This is a genomic window from Clostridium bornimense (assembly GCF_000577895.1).
GTDB classification, from domain to species: Bacteria; Bacillota; Clostridia; order Clostridiales; family Clostridiaceae; genus Clostridium_AN; species Clostridium_AN bornimense.
This window is the reverse complement of record NZ_HG917869.1, coordinates 305,943-323,979: the sequence shown is the minus strand read 5'-3', so window position 1 is coordinate 323,979 and position 18,037 is coordinate 305,943. Positions and strand designations below refer to the sequence as shown.

The 18,037-nt window shown below is 28.8% G+C and carries 14 protein-coding genes; 4 read left to right on the top strand and 10 right to left on the bottom strand.

Annotated features, from left to right (window positions below; genetic code table 11):
* Positions 1–5: 5 nt before the first annotated feature.
* Together polC and CM240_RS14785 are read right to left on the bottom strand one after the other, a co-directional pair.
* Complete coding sequence (polC, locus tag CM240_RS14790) at positions 6–4,352, bottom strand: DNA polymerase III subunit alpha (protein WP_044040269.1); 4,347 nt, start codon at positions 4,350–4,352, stop codon at positions 6–8.
* A 112-nt stretch (positions 4,353–4,464) separates the two neighbouring features.
* Positions 4,465–5,424, bottom strand: a complete 960-nt coding sequence (locus CM240_RS14785; protein ID WP_044040268.1) for a tRNA dihydrouridine synthase — start codon at positions 5,422–5,424, stop codon at positions 4,465–4,467.
* Positions 5,425–5,608: 184 nt separating this feature from the next.
* On the opposite strand from CM240_RS14785, the gene CM240_RS14780 reads away from it, so the two are divergent.
* Both CM240_RS14780 and CM240_RS14775 read left to right on the top strand, forming a co-directional pair.
* The gene (locus tag CM240_RS14780; RefSeq protein WP_044040267.1) at positions 5,609–6,028 is read left to right on the top strand and encodes a hypothetical protein; all 420 of its coding nucleotides are present in this window, start codon (positions 5,609–5,611) and stop codon (positions 6,026–6,028) included.
* Positions 6,028–7,008 (top strand): DNA/RNA non-specific endonuclease, encoded by a 981-nt coding sequence (locus CM240_RS14775; RefSeq protein WP_051483886.1) that lies wholly within the window; start codon positions 6,028–6,030, stop codon positions 7,006–7,008. Before CM240_RS14780 ends, CM240_RS14775 begins: the two co-directional genes overlap by 1 nt.
* A 52-nt stretch (positions 7,009–7,060) precedes the next feature.
* On the opposite strand, the gene hcp is transcribed toward CM240_RS14775, so the two are convergent.
* A complete protein-coding gene (gene hcp, locus CM240_RS14770; protein ID WP_044040266.1) occupies positions 7,061–8,734 on the bottom strand; it encodes a hydroxylamine reductase in 1,674 nt (557 codons plus the stop codon).
* Between the two features lie 286 nt (positions 8,735–9,020).
* On the opposite strand from hcp, the gene CM240_RS14765 reads away from it, so the two are divergent.
* A complete protein-coding gene (locus CM240_RS14765) occupies positions 9,021–10,700 on the top strand; it encodes a M3 family oligoendopeptidase (RefSeq protein ID WP_044040265.1) in 1,680 nt (559 codons plus the stop codon).
* 82 nt (positions 10,701–10,782) lie between these two features.
* Here CM240_RS14765 and CM240_RS14760 read toward each other — a convergent pair whose 3' ends face one another.
* The 5 genes from CM240_RS14760 to CM240_RS14750 all read right to left on the bottom strand — a co-directional run bounded on the left by CM240_RS14760 (position 10,783) and on the right by CM240_RS14750 (position 14,114).
* Positions 10,783–11,079 (bottom strand): YciI family protein, encoded by a 297-nt coding sequence (locus tag CM240_RS14760; protein ID WP_044040264.1) that lies wholly within the window; start codon positions 11,077–11,079, stop codon positions 10,783–10,785.
* Positions 11,080–11,291: 212 nt separating this feature from the next.
* Entirely contained in the window at positions 11,292–11,486 is a 195-nt protein-coding gene (locus CM240_RS17885; protein ID WP_197537954.1) for a hypothetical protein, read from the bottom strand.
* Between the two features lie 115 nt (positions 11,487–11,601).
* A complete protein-coding gene (locus tag CM240_RS17880; protein ID WP_197537953.1) occupies positions 11,602–11,934 on the bottom strand; it encodes a methyl-accepting chemotaxis protein in 333 nt (110 codons plus the stop codon).
* Positions 11,935–12,000: 66 nt separating this feature from the next.
* Positions 12,001–13,293, bottom strand: coding sequence for a HAMP domain-containing protein (locus CM240_RS17875; protein WP_197537952.1), 1,293 nt, complete (start codon positions 13,291–13,293; stop codon positions 12,001–12,003).
* A gap of 434 nt (positions 13,294–13,727) precedes the next feature.
* Positions 13,728–14,114 (bottom strand): (deoxy)nucleoside triphosphate pyrophosphohydrolase, encoded by a 387-nt coding sequence (locus tag CM240_RS14750; protein WP_044040263.1) that lies wholly within the window; start codon positions 14,112–14,114, stop codon positions 13,728–13,730.
* A 221-nt stretch (positions 14,115–14,335) separates the two neighbouring features.
* On the opposite strand from CM240_RS14750, the gene CM240_RS14745 reads away from it, so the two are divergent.
* Positions 14,336–15,595, top strand: a complete 1,260-nt coding sequence (locus CM240_RS14745; protein ID WP_044040262.1) for a choice-of-anchor A family protein — start codon at positions 14,336–14,338, stop codon at positions 15,593–15,595.
* Positions 15,596–16,003: 408 nt separating this feature from the next.
* On the opposite strand, the gene CM240_RS14740 is transcribed toward CM240_RS14745, so the two are convergent.
* Together CM240_RS14740 and CM240_RS14735 are read right to left on the bottom strand one after the other, a co-directional pair.
* Entirely contained in the window at positions 16,004–17,245 is a 1,242-nt protein-coding gene (locus tag CM240_RS14740; RefSeq protein WP_044040261.1) for an MFS transporter, read from the bottom strand.
* Positions 17,242–18,036 carry an ABC transporter ATP-binding protein gene (locus CM240_RS14735; RefSeq protein ID WP_044040260.1) on the bottom strand — a complete coding sequence of 265 codons (795 nt, stop codon included), beginning with the start codon at positions 18,034–18,036 and terminating at the stop codon, positions 17,242–17,244. The genes CM240_RS14740 and CM240_RS14735 overlap by 4 nt, the downstream gene beginning before the upstream one ends.
* Position 18,037 lies beyond the last annotated feature (1 nt).

The following is an 18,037-nucleotide window of genomic DNA, read 5'->3' as shown; positions in this document are numbered from 1 at the left end:
TACTATTAAACTATATCAAAAAAGCTAACTTGATCACTTTCAGGAAGATCATTCAAACAACCAAATTTTCTTAATAATTCTATAGCAGCATTTCCAATTTTACCACGTTTCTTTAAATTATCTATAGAACTAATTGGCGGCTCCATATGAATGGCATTTATTATTGCTTCAGCAGCAACATTACCCATACCAGATATACTATTTATAGGTGGCCTTAATCCATCATCTTCTACTTTAAACTTTGTGGCATCAGATTTATATAAATCAATAGGTAAGAATTTAAATCCTCTTTCATACATTTCTAAAACTATTTCTAGATCATCATACATATCTTTATCTTTTGGAGCTGCACTATTACCTTGCATATTAATTTCCTTCATTTTAGCTTTAACTTTTTCTTTTCCAAATATCATGAATTCTGCATCAAAAGCCTTAGCCCTAATTGAAAAATATGCTGCATAGTAAGCTTTAGGTATATGAACCTTAAACCAAGCAATTCTAAAGGCCATCATTACATAGGCCGCCGCATGAGCCTTTGGAAACATGTACTTTATCTTTCTACAAGAATCTATATACCACTCTGGAACATCATGCTCTCTCATTAATGTTTCATATTCCATCCATTTTTCAGGGTCCTTTAAGGCCTTTCCTTTACGAACAAGTTCCATTATTTTAAATGCTGTATTTGGTGGCAATCCCTTTTTAATTAAATAAATCATAATATCATCTCTAGTACATACCGCTTCACTTAATGTAACAGTTCCTGCATCAATAAGATCCTTAGCATTTCCAAGCCAAACATCTGTACCATGTGAAAGTCCTGATATACATAACAAATCTGCAAAAGTTGTTGGTAATGTATCTAAAAGCATTCCTCTTACGAACTTAGTGCCGAATTCTGGTATTCCAAATGTACCAACTTCTGAATTTATTTGTTCAGGTTTTAATCCTAGTGCTTCTGTCGAAGAAAATAACGACATTGTTTCTTTATCATCTAAAGGTATTGTTTTAGGGTCAACACCGGTTATATCTTGAAGCATTCTTATTACTGTAGGATCATCATGGCCTAATATATCAAGCTTAAGTAAATTTTGGTCTATAGAATGATAATCAAAATGAGTAGTAATAATATCTGAATCTGGATCATCAGCTGGATGTTGTACTGGACAGAATTCAAAAATTTCTCTTCCTTTTGGCACAACTATTATGCCTCCTGGATGTTGTCCTGTAGTTCTTTTTATTCCCGTACATCCTTTTGAAATTCTTGCTATTTCAGCACTATTCACTGATATCTCTTTTTCCTCATAATATTTCTTCACATACCCAAAAGCTGTTTTTTCAGCTATAGTACCTATTGTTCCAGCTTTAAATGTTGTACCTTTACCAAATATTACTTCAGTATATTTGTGTGCCTTACTTTGATATTCACCAGAAAAGTTTAAATCTATATCTGGTTCCTTATCTCCATTAAATCCAAGGAAAGTTTCAAATGGAATATCCATTCCATCTTTATCTAACGTTTCACCACATACAGGACATTTTTTATTAGGCAAATCAAAACCATTTTTATAACCATAGTCATTAAAATCTGAATATTTACATTTATGACATCTATAGTGTGGAGGTAATGCATTTACTTCTGTAATACCTGTCATATATGCCACAACTGAAGATCCAACTGATCCTCTTGAACCAACAAGATATCCATCTTCATTAGATTTCCAAACAAGCTTTTGCGCTATTATGTACATAACTGAAAATCCATTTTTTATAATAGAATCTAATTCTTTATCAAGCCTTGCTTGAACTATTTCAGGAAGAGGATCCCCATATAATTCATGTGCCTTCCCATAAGCAATATCCTTTATAGTTTGTTCGCATCCATCTATATGTGGTGGACATTTTTCTGGAGATATAGGACTAATTTGCTGGCATAAATCAGAAATTTTATTAGTATTAGTTACAACAACCTCATAAGCTTTTTCATCTCCAAGGTATGAAAACTCTTCTAACATTTCTTCTGTAGTTCGTAGATATAAAGGAGCTTGATTATCAGCATCTTTATATCCTTGACCAGCTTCTAAAATACGTCTATATATTTCATCTTCTGGATCCATAAAGTGAACATCACCAGTAGCTACTACAAGTTTATTCAACTTTTCGCCAAGAGAAATTATTTTTCTATTGATATCTTTAATATATTCTTCATCTGGAACAAGACCATTTCTTATTAAATACTCATCATTACCTAATGGTTGTATTTCTAAATAATCATAATCTCTTGCAATAGCTTCTATTTCTTCATCTGACTTTCCAAGCAAAATTGATTGAAAAAGTTCACCTTCACTACAAGCGCTTCCTAGTATTAACCCTTCAGAATACTTTTTAAACATACTTTTTAATATACGAGGTTTTTTATAAAAATAATCTAAATGCGAATAAGAAACAAGTTTATATAGATTCTTAAGCCCTGTATAATTTTTAGCTAATATTATAGCATGATATGTTTTTAGCTTTTTATATTCTTCTTTTTTAGCTACCTCATCAGCACCATTAATCAATACATCTTCTAAGGATTTACACCCTCTTTCCTTTAACATTTCAATCATTATATTAAATACTTTTACTGTAGTATCTACATCATCTAATGCCCTATGTGCAACATCAACCTTGATACCAAGCTTTTTAGCTATTCTACCAAGTTTATAACTTTTATAATCAGGAAAAAGCTCTTGAGCTAAAGATAATGTATCTAAATAAGTAAAGTCAAAATCATATCCCAATTCTTTTGCATTATGCTTTAAGAAACCAATATCAAATTCAGCATTATGGGCTACTAAAACGGTATCTTTTATAAAGCTTAGTAATTTAGGAAATACAATATCGATAGTATCTGCATTCTTTACCATATCATCAGTGATATTAGTAACTTCAACTACCCTAGTTGGAATCGGCTTTTCAGGATTTACAAAACAACTAAAAGTATCTATTACTTTTCCATCTTGTACTTTCATTACACCTATTTCAGTTATTTTTTCTATCTTAGGTGAAAATCCAGTAGTTTCCAAGTCTAGTACACAATAAGTAGTATCTATACTTTGATTTTTGATATTAAAAATAGAAGGCTTTTTATCAGGCGCAAGATATGCTTCTACTCCATAAATTATTTTCATATCTGGATTATCTCTTCCTAAAAGCTTATGAGCTTCTGGAAACGCTTGAACAACACCATGATCTGTTATAGCTATAGACTTCATTCCCCAACTCATTGCTCTCTTAATTAAATCTGTAGCACTAGTCATTGCATCCATCTGGCTCATCTTTGTATGCATATGAAGCTCTACCCTCTTAATATCAGCTTTATCTTCTCTTACTATTTTCTTCATTCCTTCAGTTTCTACTATAGTATTAGCAATCACCTCTACTTCATTTGAAAATTTACTAAAGCCTGAATTACCTAAAATTCTTATTCCTTTAGCCTTTTTTAATCTCGCTAATACCTCTTCAAACTGGTCTTCTTTAAGAAATGATTTACAAGTAATGGAACTTGATCCATCATATAAATCAAAAGATACTAATATCTTTCCGCTCCTTAACTCCTTAGTATCTATATTTGATATTTCTCCTGCTATTGATATTGTCTCTTCATATGGAGTAATATCCGTAATTTTAATTACAGATTCCTTTATATTTGCATTTCTACCCAAAATCAATGATCCATCATTTTTCTTTTTATCTTTTTTTGCTTCTTCTTTAATTTCATTTTTTGTATTTACATTAGATGTATTCTTATGAGAATCCAAAGGTTTTGCTTTAATCTTCTTTTTTATATCAATAATTTTATTTTTCTCATTATCATAATTAATCTTTATTTGTTCTTCTTTAGTGACTTTATCTATAAAGCTTATATCATATGTTTTCTCATATAAGCTCTTTATAGCCTCTCGAATTTCCTTATCATAATGTAAATCTCTAAATAAATGAGATACAACGGCATTAAATTTTAGTTTTATTACATTTTCACTTATTTCATAATCACAATCACTAGCTGCCGCTTTTAAAACAGGATGTTTTTCTGTAATAGTAAGTACTATATTTTTAATTGCTTCCTCAATTGGCTTCTGTTTAACTTCCTCAGTATAACTTATATTAATTATTGAATCATTTAATATAAACCTCTTTATTATAAATTTATTAAGTTCCCTAATTTCTTCTACATCAATATACTTATCCGAAGAAATATCCATCACCAATACTTTACTCTTCCTTTTTAAAATAGTTTTTTCTACTATTGCGTCACCTATATTTTTACCTACTTTATAATCACTAAAAACCTCACATATTCTTTTCATCGTACATCTAAACCTTCTTTGCAAAAGTCTTATTTAAAATTATTATATATAACATTTTTACATTTTTACTTCTAAAAGTAAAGATGTACGTGACGTAGATAAAAAAATAGATTTACTCACTAAATAATCCTGCACCTCTTAAGATTTCTTGATCATTAAATAAACTAGAAACAGCATCATTATAATCACTTAGTTTCTGTGCTTTCCTTATCTTCTTAGCATATTTCTTATTATCAGAAAAAACATGAATCATATATCCCCATAATTCTTTCATTCTAAATATTGCATTTCTATCTTCATTAAATAACTCTCTATATTGCTCTAATATTTCATCATGAAAGTCTTTTAAAACTTTTTTATCTAAATAAACCTTATCTTTAATCTCGCATATTAGAGCAGGATTTGCTAGAAGTCCCCTTCCAACCATTACAGTATCTATATCTGGGAATGTTTTTATTAATTTATCATAATCTGACGATGTGAAAATATCGCCATTATAACATACTGGATTTGCACTTAAAGTTAATGCATCTTTAAATACTTCTAAATTAGGCTTATTACCATAAAAGTCTTCTCGTGTTCTAGGATGAATAATTAATTCTTCTAATGGATACTTATTATATATTTTTATTAGTTCATAAAATTCATCTGGACTGTCTTTTCCTATTCTAGTCTTTATAGATATTTTCATATTATCCATTTTGAATATTTCATCTAGAAATATATCAAGTTCTTCTCTTTTAGCTAGAAAACCTGATCCCCTATATTTTGAAACTACAGTACCGGCAGGGCATCCTAAATTCAAATTAACCACATTATATCCTAATTGCTGTAGCTTTTTAGCTGTATTAATAAAATCCTCTGAATTATTAGTAAGAATTTGAGGAACAATATTTATCCCTTTATTATTTTCAGGTAAGATGTCTCTTAATTCTTTTGTCTTAAGACTTGTGCCTTTATTCGTAACGATAAACGGTGTGAAATATTTGTCAATATTATCAAAATACTTTTTATATGTATTTCTATAAATATATCCCGTAATTCCTTCCATTGGTGCTAAATAAAATTTCATGTAATTACTCCTCGTTATCTTAAAATTCTAAAAAATATTATAACAGTGTTCCTTTTTCTTATCTAGTTTATTTCATCTATTCCTTACTACAATTACCACATTATTTTATCTATTTTCTAATCATTTTACATAAACTATTTGGTATAATAACTAAGTATACATAAGAATATGGGGAGGAATAGAAATGAATGTCATTGTTTGTCTAGATAATAATAATGGAATGATGTTTAATAAAAGAAGACAAAGCCAAGACAAATTACTTAGAGCTAATATAAAAGATTTATTAAAAGATAAACTCCTTTATATGAATGAATATTCTTATAAGCTCTATAAAGATATTGATAATAACAATATCAAAATATCTAGTGACTTTCTTCATCAATGTGAAGATGATAATTACGCATTGGTAGAAGATACAACATTAAACACCTATATTGAAAAAATTGATAATCTAATCATCTATCGTTGGAATAGAGATTATCCAGCAGATTTATACTTTGATATAGATCTAAAAGATGGCAAATGGTCCCTAATTGAAACTATGGATTTTCAAGGATCATCCCATGAAAAAATAACAAAAGAATTTTATAGGAGAACAAACTAATGAAAAAGAAATCTATTATTAAAAAAATTACATTTTGTACATTTATGCTCTTAATGTTATTATCAGCAATAGGATGCGTAAATATTGAAGATGGCCAAGCTACTAACAACTTAAATGAGTCAACAAATAACTTTCTTAGCTCGTCAAATGCATCAGCTACAATTTCTGATATCCCAGCTTATTCTGGAAAAGCTTATATTGAAATAAATGAAAATAAACCTAACTTTTCTGCTTCTGATTTAACAACAACATCCTTTGAGAAATATAGTCCATTAGATGAACTAGGAAGATGTGGTGTTGCCTTCGCTAATGTTGGAACTGATATAATGCCTACATCAGAGAGAGAATCCATTAGTTCTGTCAAACCAACAGGATGGCAAACTGTAAAATATGATTCTATTAGTGGAAAATACTTATATAATAGATGTCATTTAATCGGATTCCAATTAACAGCGGAAAATGCTAACGAACTTAATTTAATTACTGGAACAAGATACTTAAATGTTGATGGAATGCTACCATTTGAAAATATGGTAGCAGACTATGTTAAAGAAACAAATAACCATGTTTTATATAGAGTAACACCAGTATTCGAAGGTAATGATCTTGTAGCAAAAGGTGTTCAAATAGAAGCAATGTCTGTAGAAGATAATGGTGAAGGTATTGAATTTAATGTATTTATTTATAATGTTCAACCTGGTATAACAATTGATTATAGTACAGGCAATAGTGCATTAGGCGAAAATACTATAATAGATGGTGACTCTCTAAATTCAAATACTTCGAACCAATCTGATGAAAATACTTCATCACAACCATCATCTACTGAGGCAACTATTATAAGAGGCAATTCTAAATCTAAAATTTATCATTGCCCAGGTCAAAGAGATTATGAAAACATGGCTGATTCAGAATATCTAGTAACTTTTAATTCTGAAAATGAAGCTATTGAAGCTGGATATAGAAAAGCAAAAAGATAATTTAGGCAAATACAGGACTATGCACTAATCATCGCATAGTCCTAATTTATTTTTAGACTCTTTGTTGCAAACATGATTTTAAATCATCATCAGCTGTACTTATTACCTTTAAATCAAATGTATCAACTAAATATTGAAGAACATTTGGACTAAAAAATGCGGGCAAAGATGGACCTATATACATTCCTTTTATTCCAAGGGATAATAATGCAAGTAAATCTGCTACAGCTTTTTGTTCATACCATGATAATATTATGGAAAGTGGTAAACTATTTACATCTGTTTCAAATGCATCTGCAAGTACAGTTGCTATTCTTACAGCAGAAAATACATCATTACATTGACCAACATCTAGAAGTCTTGGAAGACCTGCAACTTCACCAAAATCAAGTTTATTGAATCTATATTTTCCACATGCAAGGGTTAATATAACACAATCTTTCGGTACCTTTTTAGCAAATTCAGTATAATAGCTTCTTCCTGGTCTTGCACCATCACATCCTCCTATTACAAAGAAATGTCTTATTTTTCCCTCCTTAACTGCCTTTACAATATCTTCTGCATGACTTAATGTTGCATTATGGCCAAATCCAACGACAATTTCATCTGGCTCTTCATCCTCTTCAAAACCTCCAAGTTCTAATGCCTTTTCTATTATTGGAGTAAAATCTTTTTCTCCTTTTTCATTTCTATCTATAAATTGAACTCCATCCCAACCTACTACATTTGTAGTAAATATTCTGTCTTTATAAGATTCTCTTGGTTTCATAAGACAATTTGTAGTCATTAAAATACAACCTGGAATGTTATCAAATTCCTTCTGTTGATCTTGCCATGCTCCCCCGTAATTTCCTATAAGATGACTGTACTTTTTTAATCCCGGATATCCATGACAAGGTAACATTTCTCCATGAGTATAGATATTAATGCCTTTTCCTTCTGTTTGCTTAAGCAGCATTTCTAAGTCTTTCAAATCATGCCCAGATACAATAATAAAAGGGCCTTTTCTAATCTTTACATTGACGATATGCGGCTCTGGATTTTTATAAACAGTAGTATTAGCTTCATCTAATTTTTTCATTACTGCAATACTCATCTCACCTGTTCTCATAGTCCACCTTATCAGTTCTTCAACAGTAAGACTATCATCACATACTGCTTCAAGAGCTCTTACATAGAAATTATCAACTTCATCATCATAATATCCTAATTCCCTTGCCTGATGTCCATATGCACTTATTCCTTTTAATCCGTATACTATAGTCTGTCTTAACGAACGTATATCAGGATCTAACTCATTATCATACATAATTCCTGCTATCTTTGAATCCTTAATCATCTCTGATTTACTACTACTCAAAGTATACGTAACATGTGCAGTATCATTTTTAATTTTTCCGATTTTCTTTTTTAGCTCATCCTTTATTTTTTGAGATTCCTTAAGCATTTCAACATGAACATCCGCATCAAAATTAACATTAGTAAGAGTCGTAAACAAACTATTTTCGATAAACCTTACTATTGATTTATCTACATTTTCACCTTTTTTAATTATTTCATTTGCATAACAACTTATACCTTTTATTTGAAATATTAATAAATCCTGTAGATTTGCAACTTCTGGTGTCTTACCACATACACCAAGCTTAGTACATCCTTTTCCTCCCGCTGTCTGTTCACATTGATAACAGAACATAGGGTATTCCATATCCATGTTGTTACTCATAAAACTTTACCTTCCTCTTTTTATTTTTTAATATTAGAATCCACCGTGAATTGTACATATACAATTAGTAAATTTAAATTCTTATATTACTTTTGTATTTCCCTAATTTAATTTAGTTTATGCAATATGTATAATATATTTAAATTTGTAATGCTAATTGATATTTTATATATATGTTATTTATAACTACATCACTGTCTATACATCTCAATATAGTATATATAATGAAAAAGTACTATAATATAGTAATGTAAGATTTAATATAAAATTTTAAGGAGAAAATGTAATGACAGAAAGCAATTTTAAATTAAGCACCCTACCATACAAAAGAATCACAATTGAATCTTTTGAAAAAGAAGGTAAAGAAATTTTAAAAGAATTCAAAGAAGCAAAATCGGGAGAACAACAGTTTTTAGCCCATAAAAAATACTATGAATTAACTAAAAAGATGGCAACTGCAATGATCTTAGCACAATTAAGATATGATGGTGATGTTACCGATAAATTCTATGAAGAAGAACAAAATTATTATGATGAAATATCACCTAAAATTACAGCATTTGAAAATGAATATAAGAAAGCATTATTTAATACTAATTTCAAAGGCTACCTAGAAGATAAAATAGGAAAGATAGCTTTTAAAGATATAGAATTTGATCTAAAATCTTTTGATAAATCAATAATTTCTCTTAAGCAAGAAGAAAACAAACTAATTTCTGAATATAGCAAACTTTTAGCAGAAGTTAGCATTGATTTCGAAGGAGAAAAATTAAATCTTTCTCTTCTTGAAAAGTACCTAACATCTAAAGATAGAAATGTGAGGATTAAAGCAACTAAAGCTAGAAGTATGGCACTTGAAAAAATCAAAGATAATTTAGATGATATCTATGACAAAATGGTTAAGAACAGAACTGAGCAAGCAAAAAAGTTAGGCTATAAGAGTTACGTCGAACTTGCCTATTATTCTTTAAGAAGGACTACCTATGGCATTGAAGATGTTAGAAAGTTTAGAGAAGAAGTAAAAAGATACTTAGTTCCTTTTGCATCTAAACTTCATGATGAAAGAAGAAAAAGATTATCTCTAGGAAAACTAGATTCCGTTGATGAAGGTGTTTATTATTTAGAAGGAAATCCAGCCCCTATTGGAACTGCCGATGATATCTTTAAAGCTGGAAAGAAAATGTACAGTGAGTTATCTCCTGAAACTAAAGAATTCTTTGACTTCATGCTAGATCATGAACTTTTTGATGTTCTAGGCAGAGCTAATAAAGCTGGCGGAGGTTATATGGATATGTTATATACTTATAAAGCTCCGATAATTTTTGCAAACTTTAATGGTACAAGTGGTGATGTTGATGTAATAACTCATGAATGCGGACATGCTTTCCAAGGATTTATAACAAGAAATGATGAGATAATGGAACATAATGATATTAAAATGGAAACTGCTGAAACCCATTCAATGTCTATGGAATTCTTTACAGAAAAATGGATGGATTTATTCTTTGGAGATAGAGCTGATGATTATCGCAAAATGCATTTAGAATATGCTATAGCCTTTATTCCATATGGATGCATGGTAGATGAATTCCAAGAAATAATTTATTCTAAACCTGAACTTACTAAAGAAGAAAGAAGACAAGTTTGGCAAAACCTTGAATCTCAATATAAACCTCATTTAAAATATGAAAATGATGATTTTCTTGGAGAAGGTCGTAGATGGCAACTTCAAAGACATATATATATGAGTCCATTCTATTATATTGATTATTGCATAGCACAAACTTGTGCTCTTCAATTTAAGATTAAGATGAATGAAAATTATTACGATGCTTGGAATAAATATTTAGCCTTTTCTATGGAGTCTGCAAAAGATACATTCCAAAATATGCTTCATAATGTTGGTCTTGATAGTCCTTTTGATAGTGGATATATGGAAAATTTAATATCTAAATTAGATAAATAATCATTTAAAAATCCCTTGCTACTAAATTTGCAAGGGATTTGTTTATTTCTCTAATATTCCATTTTATAAAAACAATAATAAATTAATTATCAAACCACTTACTAGGTGATTGATTAAAGTAATGAGCTGAAAACTCTATAACTTTATAATCTTGTATACCAGAAACTTTAAATGGCTCAGAAGATAGATATTCCATTAACTTTTCAATAGACTCTGATTTTATAACAAATATTCCACCACTCATATCTGCTTTTAATCCAGACATTAATATTAATCCTGTATCCATTGCTTTTTGAGTATAAGCCATATGTTCTTTCATTATACTTTCATCAACTTTTTCTTGTTTTTTTAATATACCTTCAACTATAAAATATTTCATTCTTTATTATTCTCCTTCAAAGTTGCTAAATGGTATTTTCTTAGTTTTACTTGATATGTTCATAAATAATAATACTATTTTTCTTGGTACATGATATACTTCACTTCTAAAATTATCAAAGTCAATTATTCATAATCAACTAAGAAGAAAAATATTATTTATATTAATAGTTAAAAAATTATTTATTTCTTATAACTCATATTAATAAAAATTTACTCAACCTTGAACACTTTTATAGATTCCTCAAGTTCTTTTACAACATCTCTCAATTCATAGAACTTTTCTTTACTGCTTGAAGATGCACTAGTTACTTCTTCTGATAAAGCTGCCACTTCTTCTGCACCAGCGGCTGTTTCTTCAAGAGTTATAGAAAGATTTGCTACTTGTCCCACTAAATTATCTTTCATGTTATTAACATTGGAAATATTATGGAATATATCTTCAACTTCTCTGCTTAATTCTCTTATAGCCCAAATAATTTTATTAAAAATCTCTTGTGACTCAATTACAGCCTTTCCTTGATCAGTAAACTGTAATACTAGTTTCTTTTACCTTTTCAACAGCAATATTTGTAGTATTTCTTATAGTTTTAATTACTTCATCAATTTGTTTTGCTGAAATAGCTGTTTCCTCGGCAAGTTTTCTAATTTCCTCTGCAACTACTGCAAAACCTTTTCCAAGCTCACCTGCTCTAGAAGCTTCAATAGCAGCATTTAATGCTAAAAGATTAGTTTGTTCTGTAATTGAACGTATAGCTTGATTCATTTTTTCTATTTCTATTAAATTATTTGCTACACTATTGACGGCATCAGTTACACTATTGGTACTTTCCTTTGTAGATTTAGATTTATCCATTACTAAATTTGAAATACTTAAACCTTCTTTTCCAAGCTCATTTGCTTCTAAGGCTCTATTGGTTACTTATTCAACAATATTTTTAATATTATTCATATTATTTGATAACTCTTCTAACTTAGAAGATATGTCGTCTAAATCACTAGATGAATGCATTGTACCATCAGCTATTTGATTGATTGTATTACTAACATCATTCATAGATGTTAAAATATTAGTACTTATTGTTACTGAATCTTCTGTCTCTTTGTTTACAACATCTATTGACGAAGATACTTGATTTACTAAATGTGCAATATTACTCTGCATTTTGTTAAAACTTTCTTCAACTTCTTTAAATTCCGTAGTAGTACCATTAACATTCAATCTAAAATTAAATTCACAGTCTGCTACTCTATTTAATCCTTCTTGTACTTTACATACTAATTTTGAGACTCTTAATGAAGCAATTACTACTATAATTGAACTTATAAGAAGTAAACCAACAGTAGACATTCCATTAATTAATATAAGTTTATTTCTTGAAGCATAAATTTCTGATAATGGAACCTTCACAAAAACCTTCCACCCTGTTAATTCTTCAGTATTAAAACTTATTTTATATTTATCGCTATTATATTTACTAGTTACTAGACCATTATTATTTAATGAAATATATTTCCATTTATCATAGTTTAGTTGCTCATTACTTCCTACTAGATTACTATTGCTACTAATAATAATTTTATCTGTATTATCTACAACAGCTATGTCTCCTTCATCACCTTGTTTTACATATAAAAGTGCCTCTGATAACTTTGATAAATTTATATCCAAACCTAATACACCTAATGAATTGCCATCTTTCATAATAGATTTGTACATAGAAACAACCATTTCATCTGTGTTAGTGTCTTTATATGAATTAGTAATAGAAAATTCTTTATCGCTATTGATATTATCCTTAAACCATGATTGTTCTAGTGCATTATAATCACTTGGTAATGTTTTTCTAGAACCTATTATAAGATTACCTTTTTTATCGCTATAATAAACATCAACTAAACTAGTATTACATTGCAATATATTATTAAAAGTATCATATAAAACTTCTTTTTCTATGTTATTTTCAATTTTTTCATATAAATTACTATCACTTAAAGAATTCATTATATCTGTATAACGTTTAATTTCACTATTTATAAAATTAGTTCCAATATTTGTTAGCGTTTCAGAATTAGTACTAAACATTTCATTATATGCAACTGACGTTACTCTTAAAGATATAGCACTTACAATTACAGGTGGTACAATAACTAATAATAATGTTCCAAGAATCAATACTGTTTTTATACTTCTTAATTTCTTACTCTTTTTCATTTGTTTCTCCTTTTATCTTTTGTTCTACTATTTAATTTTCGTAAAATTCTTTAATGTTCTTTAATATTTTACTAAAATATTTATTACAAACTTGTGTTTTATACTATAAATGTAAGATATATTTAATTTTATTACTATATATAATAAAATTTATTACTTTATATAATAAATTTTGCATTCAAAATGGCTAACTTGTATCATCTAAATATAATTAATTTACAATAACATAATTATGATTATGTAAACTAATCTATTATCTTAAAAGTATCACAGAAAAAATAGTCCTAATAAAAAATATTGTTACCGTACTTAAAAATTAAATAAGTTGTTAATTGACAATTAAACTAGGCTCTCACGAAATATAATCGTTATTACAACAGCCCAGTTCAATGTAATATCTTTTATACGATCTTATTGTAATCCATTAATCAAACTTATAAAGCTTCTTTTAATACATCTATAACTAAAATATCTGCCGGAACCCATTTTTGATTTTCTAAATCACTAAAAGTAACCCACTTTGCATCATTATGAGCATTTAGATTTAACTTACCTCCATCAATTTCACAGATAAAACAATGCATTGTTAAATGGAAATTATCATAATCATAATCCACTGTAGTTAAGAACTGTAAGTTTTTTATATCTAATTCTAACTCCTCTTTAATCTCACGGTGCAGTGCTTCTTCCCTTGATTCTCCACTTTCAATTTTGCCACCTGGAAATTCCCATAAATCTATGAATTCTCCATAACCTCTTCTAGTTATAAATATTCTATCTTCTTTTTTTATTATAGCTGCTACTACTTCTATTACTTTCATTTTCTTTCCTCGTTTCTTTGTAAATTCTATATAAGTTTTCTAAATTTTCATCTTTCTACATTTTTCTCTTTTAAATTGTTATTAATCTATCATTATGAAACATATTTTGTAAGTTTATATCATATATTGACATTTACATGTAGTCATAGTATCATATCCTTGTTCTTGGTTTATTTTCCATATATTCTATTGGATAACATCAATATAGAGAGGTGTAAATTATGAAACAGAAAATAAAAAAAATACTTTCAATTATTATGATTATCAGCATATACTTATTTTCATTTAATTCAGACTTTATATATGCCAATAATAGCTCTAACGTATTAGGGACAGCTTCAGACTTTAGCATATTTGTCCTTAATGATCACGTGCATAAGTATTCTGATTGTAGTGGAAGAATTGCTGTTGGAAACAATGCAACTTATGAACATTATAGCATAGGGAATTCTTTAAATTCATCTACTACAAGAAGCGATCTTATCGTAGGGAATTCTTTAAATGCAATTGGTGGAAATAATTTTAATGGAAATACATCAATTAGCACTAATGGTAATGTAATTAATTATACAATGACCAATAATAATAATGTGCCAAATCAACCAAGAAGAGAAAATATTATTGATTTTAATAGTGAAAAAAATTATCTATATAACAAAACAAAAGAATTAAATTCTTTATCTGCTAATGGTACTGTTTCAAATTATTATGGACAATTAAACTTAACTGGACATGATAGCAATTTAGTAGTTTTTAATGTAAAAAATGAAGATATTAATGGAATTAATGGTATAAATATTGATGTTCCTGAAACAGCAACAGTAATCATCAATATACAAGGTAAGAATGTTAGTATAGGAAACTTAGCTATTTTTTATAAAATGGGTACCCCTTCTGCAAATGTTTTTAGAAAGTGGCTATGGAATTTTCCAGAAGCTGAAAATCTAAATTTTTATAGCATTGCAGTAAAAGGAAGTATATTAGCGCCACATGCTACTTTTAATGCTACAGGATCCGGAAATATAGATGGTACTGTTATATTAAATAACTTCTATAATTATAATTCAGGATTTGAAGTACATAATTATACTTTTGTTGGTTCAATACCAAATAATAATACAAATCCTACACCAGATGAAAACACTCCGAGTGAAGAAAAACCAGATGTTACACTTCCCGTTGAACCAACTCCTGAAGTACCAACTCCAGAGGTACCAAAAGAAGATGTAACTGTTCCTGAAGAAACTTTACCTGAAACTAGTGATACATCTAAAGATACAGAGGACATTATTGAGGAAGGAACTTTAGGCGTAACAGACATAAAAGAAGATACTGAAGATACTGAAAATACTAAAGTAACTAAAGCTTCATCAACTATTAATAAAGGTCTTAAAACAGGAGATTACATAAACAGTGCTGCTACTATAACTGTTATAATTGCTAGTAGTATAGCATTAATCTTCTTACGTAAAATAAAGTAACTTAAAGTACCTTCTCACTTATACACAAATACAAATGAGACTATCATATATGAATTATATAAATTTATGCTTATCAGTGCACAAGTAATAGGGCACAAGGAAGGTAAAAATTCCTCTTTAAGAGGAATTTTATTATAGTCCTGCGGACAGCAAAGTATTTTCATATTTACGATAGATACAAAAATTACGTTATAATTCATAACCCAAATCTAATGAAAGTGCAACTTTCATTAGGCCCCTGTAAAACATGATCATAATTCCAATTTTAATAATAAAATAAGTTCGGTGATACTAAACTTTAATATCACCGAACTTATAATCTAAGAAATTCCGCAAGAATTTCCTCCAAACCTGTGCACTGGCCTACAAATTTTCATTTGTTATTGCGAGAGCCTCATTTTTTATTATTTATAGTATTTCTCTAATGTTCCATTTTACAAATACTATAAGTACAAAGTTAATAATTGCAGTGATTAGAAGAATAATACCTAATGACATTCCACTTTCTATTATCTGTCCATATAATAATTGTCCTGGTGCAACAGTTATTGTTGCTACCGCTGTAGAAAAAGCTGATACACGGCCTAATATATTAACAGGAACTGATTTTTGTATAAAAGTTAATGTTAGTACATTTGATAATGATAAAGATAACATAATTCCCATACCGCATAATGCAAAAAAAACTGCCATAGCATAATTATTCATTTTAACAAACCCTAATACTGACATTGATACAACTGCTATAATCATAGGATAATATGTATAGTGAAGTTTTTTCATGGAAAACATTTTTGGTTTTACACTTATCCAAAATCCACCTAATATTAATCCTAATACACATATTCCCTCTACTATTCCATAGATTTGTGATGGAAGTCCTAGCAATATATTTATAAAGTATGGTGCAATAATAGATAATATCGGTACTATAAAAATGTTACAGAATCCATATGAAGCTATAATCCCCAATACTACTTTCTTTTCATTCTTTAAATATATAAAACTATCTTTCATATCTAAAAATGATTTTTTTATAAACTTAAATGATATTAATTTATCCTCTTTTTTATCGTCAGCAGTAACTACATCTGGAATTTCCAAAAACAATTCCATAATAGCTGATGCTAAAAAACTTACTGCATTTATCACTACTACAGCCTTTATCCCTACTAATCCATAAAGAACACCACCAAGAATTGGGCCAACAAAATTTACAATAGAACTTACTTGATTTATTATTCCATTAGCAGATGTAAGATTATCCTCATCTACTATTTGAGGAATAGATGAAGTTACTGCTGGTCCATATAAGGTATAGCATATAGATAACAAAAACATAACTATAGTAACTATTATCTCATGATCTTGTCCTCTAAATAGAATAACTGCATATCCACCAATTAAAATGGAACAGAATAAATCTAGATACACCATTATCTTCTTTCTATTTATACTATCAGAAAGTTTTCCTGCTATTGGTGCAAACAGTATATAAGGTATCGTCGATATTGCTAATATATTAGCAAAAGCTGCTGTACTACCAGTAAAATGTAATAGATATAAAGACATACTAAATCTTTGAATTGCATTTCCAAAAAGTGAAATAATTTGCCCAATAACTATTATTATAAAGTTTTTATTTCTCATTGGCCCTCCCTATGAAGATTATATTCCATACATATTGGATATTCTCCGCTGTCACTTTCTTTGAGATATGCATCAATGCCATAAATCTCTTTTAACGTTTCTTTAGTAATTACGTCTTTTGGTCTTCCTTCACAAACAATTTTACCATTTTTAAGACCAACGATATTGTCTGCAAATCTACAAGCATTATTTAGTTCATGAAGAACTATAACCACTGTAATTTCTTTTTCTTTATTAAGCTTCTGAAGAACTTCTAGCACTTCAAGCTGATAAGACATATCTAAGTAAGTGGTAGGTTCATCAAGCATTATAATCCCTGTCTCTTGTGCTAAAGTCATAGCAATCCAAGCTCTTTGTCTTTGTCCACCAGATAAATTTTCTACTTCTCTATCAGCAAATTCACTAAGACCTGTTTCATTAATTGCCCATTCAATTACTTCCTTATCATGACTATTAAGACCACCAATAATTTTTTGATGAGGAAATCTGCCATAAGCTACTAGTTCTCTTACTGTTAAACCACTTGGACAAACTGGCCCCTGTGGAAGAAAAGCTACCTCTTTAGCAATATTCTTTTCTTTTACCTTTTTAATATTTTTATTGTTTATAAAAACTTCTCCAGCGCTAGGTTTATTAATTCTTGCTATAGTTTTAAGCAACGTTGATTTACCACAACCATTAGCTCCAATAATTATGCTTATTTTCCCCTTTGGCAATGATAAATTCATATCTTCAATTATAGAGTTATTTTCATATGATACTGATAAATTCTTTACACTAATAGCTTCCATA

What these genes read in the sequence shown, in the direction of transcription:
- polC (WP_044040269.1), bottom strand. Translation starts at nt 4,352, where the DNA reads ATGAAAAGAATATGTGAGGTTTTTAGTGATTATAAAGTAGGTAAAAAT.
- CM240_RS14785 (WP_044040268.1), bottom strand. Translation starts at nt 5,424, where the DNA reads ATGAAATTTTATTTAGCACCAATGGAAGGAATTACGGGATATATTTAT.
- CM240_RS14780 (WP_044040267.1), top strand. Translation starts at nt 5,609, where the DNA reads ATGAATGTCATTGTTTGTCTAGATAATAATAATGGAATGATGTTTAAT.
- CM240_RS14775 (WP_051483886.1), top strand. Translation starts at nt 6,028, where the DNA reads ATGAAAAAGAAATCTATTATTAAAAAAATTACATTTTGTACATTTATG.
- hcp (WP_044040266.1), bottom strand. Translation starts at nt 8,734, where the DNA reads ATGAGTAACAACATGGATATGGAATACCCTATGTTCTGTTATCAATGT.
- CM240_RS14765 (WP_044040265.1), top strand. Translation starts at nt 9,021, where the DNA reads ATGACAGAAAGCAATTTTAAATTAAGCACCCTACCATACAAAAGAATC.
- CM240_RS14760 (WP_044040264.1), bottom strand. Translation starts at nt 11,079, where the DNA reads ATGAAATATTTTATAGTTGAAGGTATATTAAAAAAACAAGAAAAAGTT.
- CM240_RS17885 (WP_197537954.1), bottom strand. Translation starts at nt 11,486, where the DNA reads ATGAAAGATAATTTAGTGGGACAAGTAGCAAATCTTTCTATAACTCTT.
- CM240_RS17880 (WP_197537953.1), bottom strand. Translation starts at nt 11,934, where the DNA reads ATGGATAAATCTAAATCTACAAAGGAAAGTACCAATAGTGTAACTGAT.
- CM240_RS17875 (WP_197537952.1), bottom strand. Translation starts at nt 13,293, where the DNA reads ATGAAAAAGAGTAAGAAATTAAGAAGTATAAAAACAGTATTGATTCTT.
- CM240_RS14750 (WP_044040263.1), bottom strand. Translation starts at nt 14,114, where the DNA reads ATGAAAGTAATAGAAGTAGTAGCAGCTATAATAAAAAAAGAAGATAGA.
- CM240_RS14745 (WP_044040262.1), top strand. Translation starts at nt 14,336, where the DNA reads ATGAAACAGAAAATAAAAAAAATACTTTCAATTATTATGATTATCAGC.
- CM240_RS14740 (WP_044040261.1), bottom strand. Translation starts at nt 17,245, where the DNA reads ATGAGAAATAAAAACTTTATAATAATAGTTATTGGGCAAATTATTTCA.
- CM240_RS14735 (WP_044040260.1), bottom strand. Translation starts at nt 18,036, where the DNA reads ATGGAAGCTATTAGTGTAAAGAATTTATCAGTATCATATGAAAATAAC.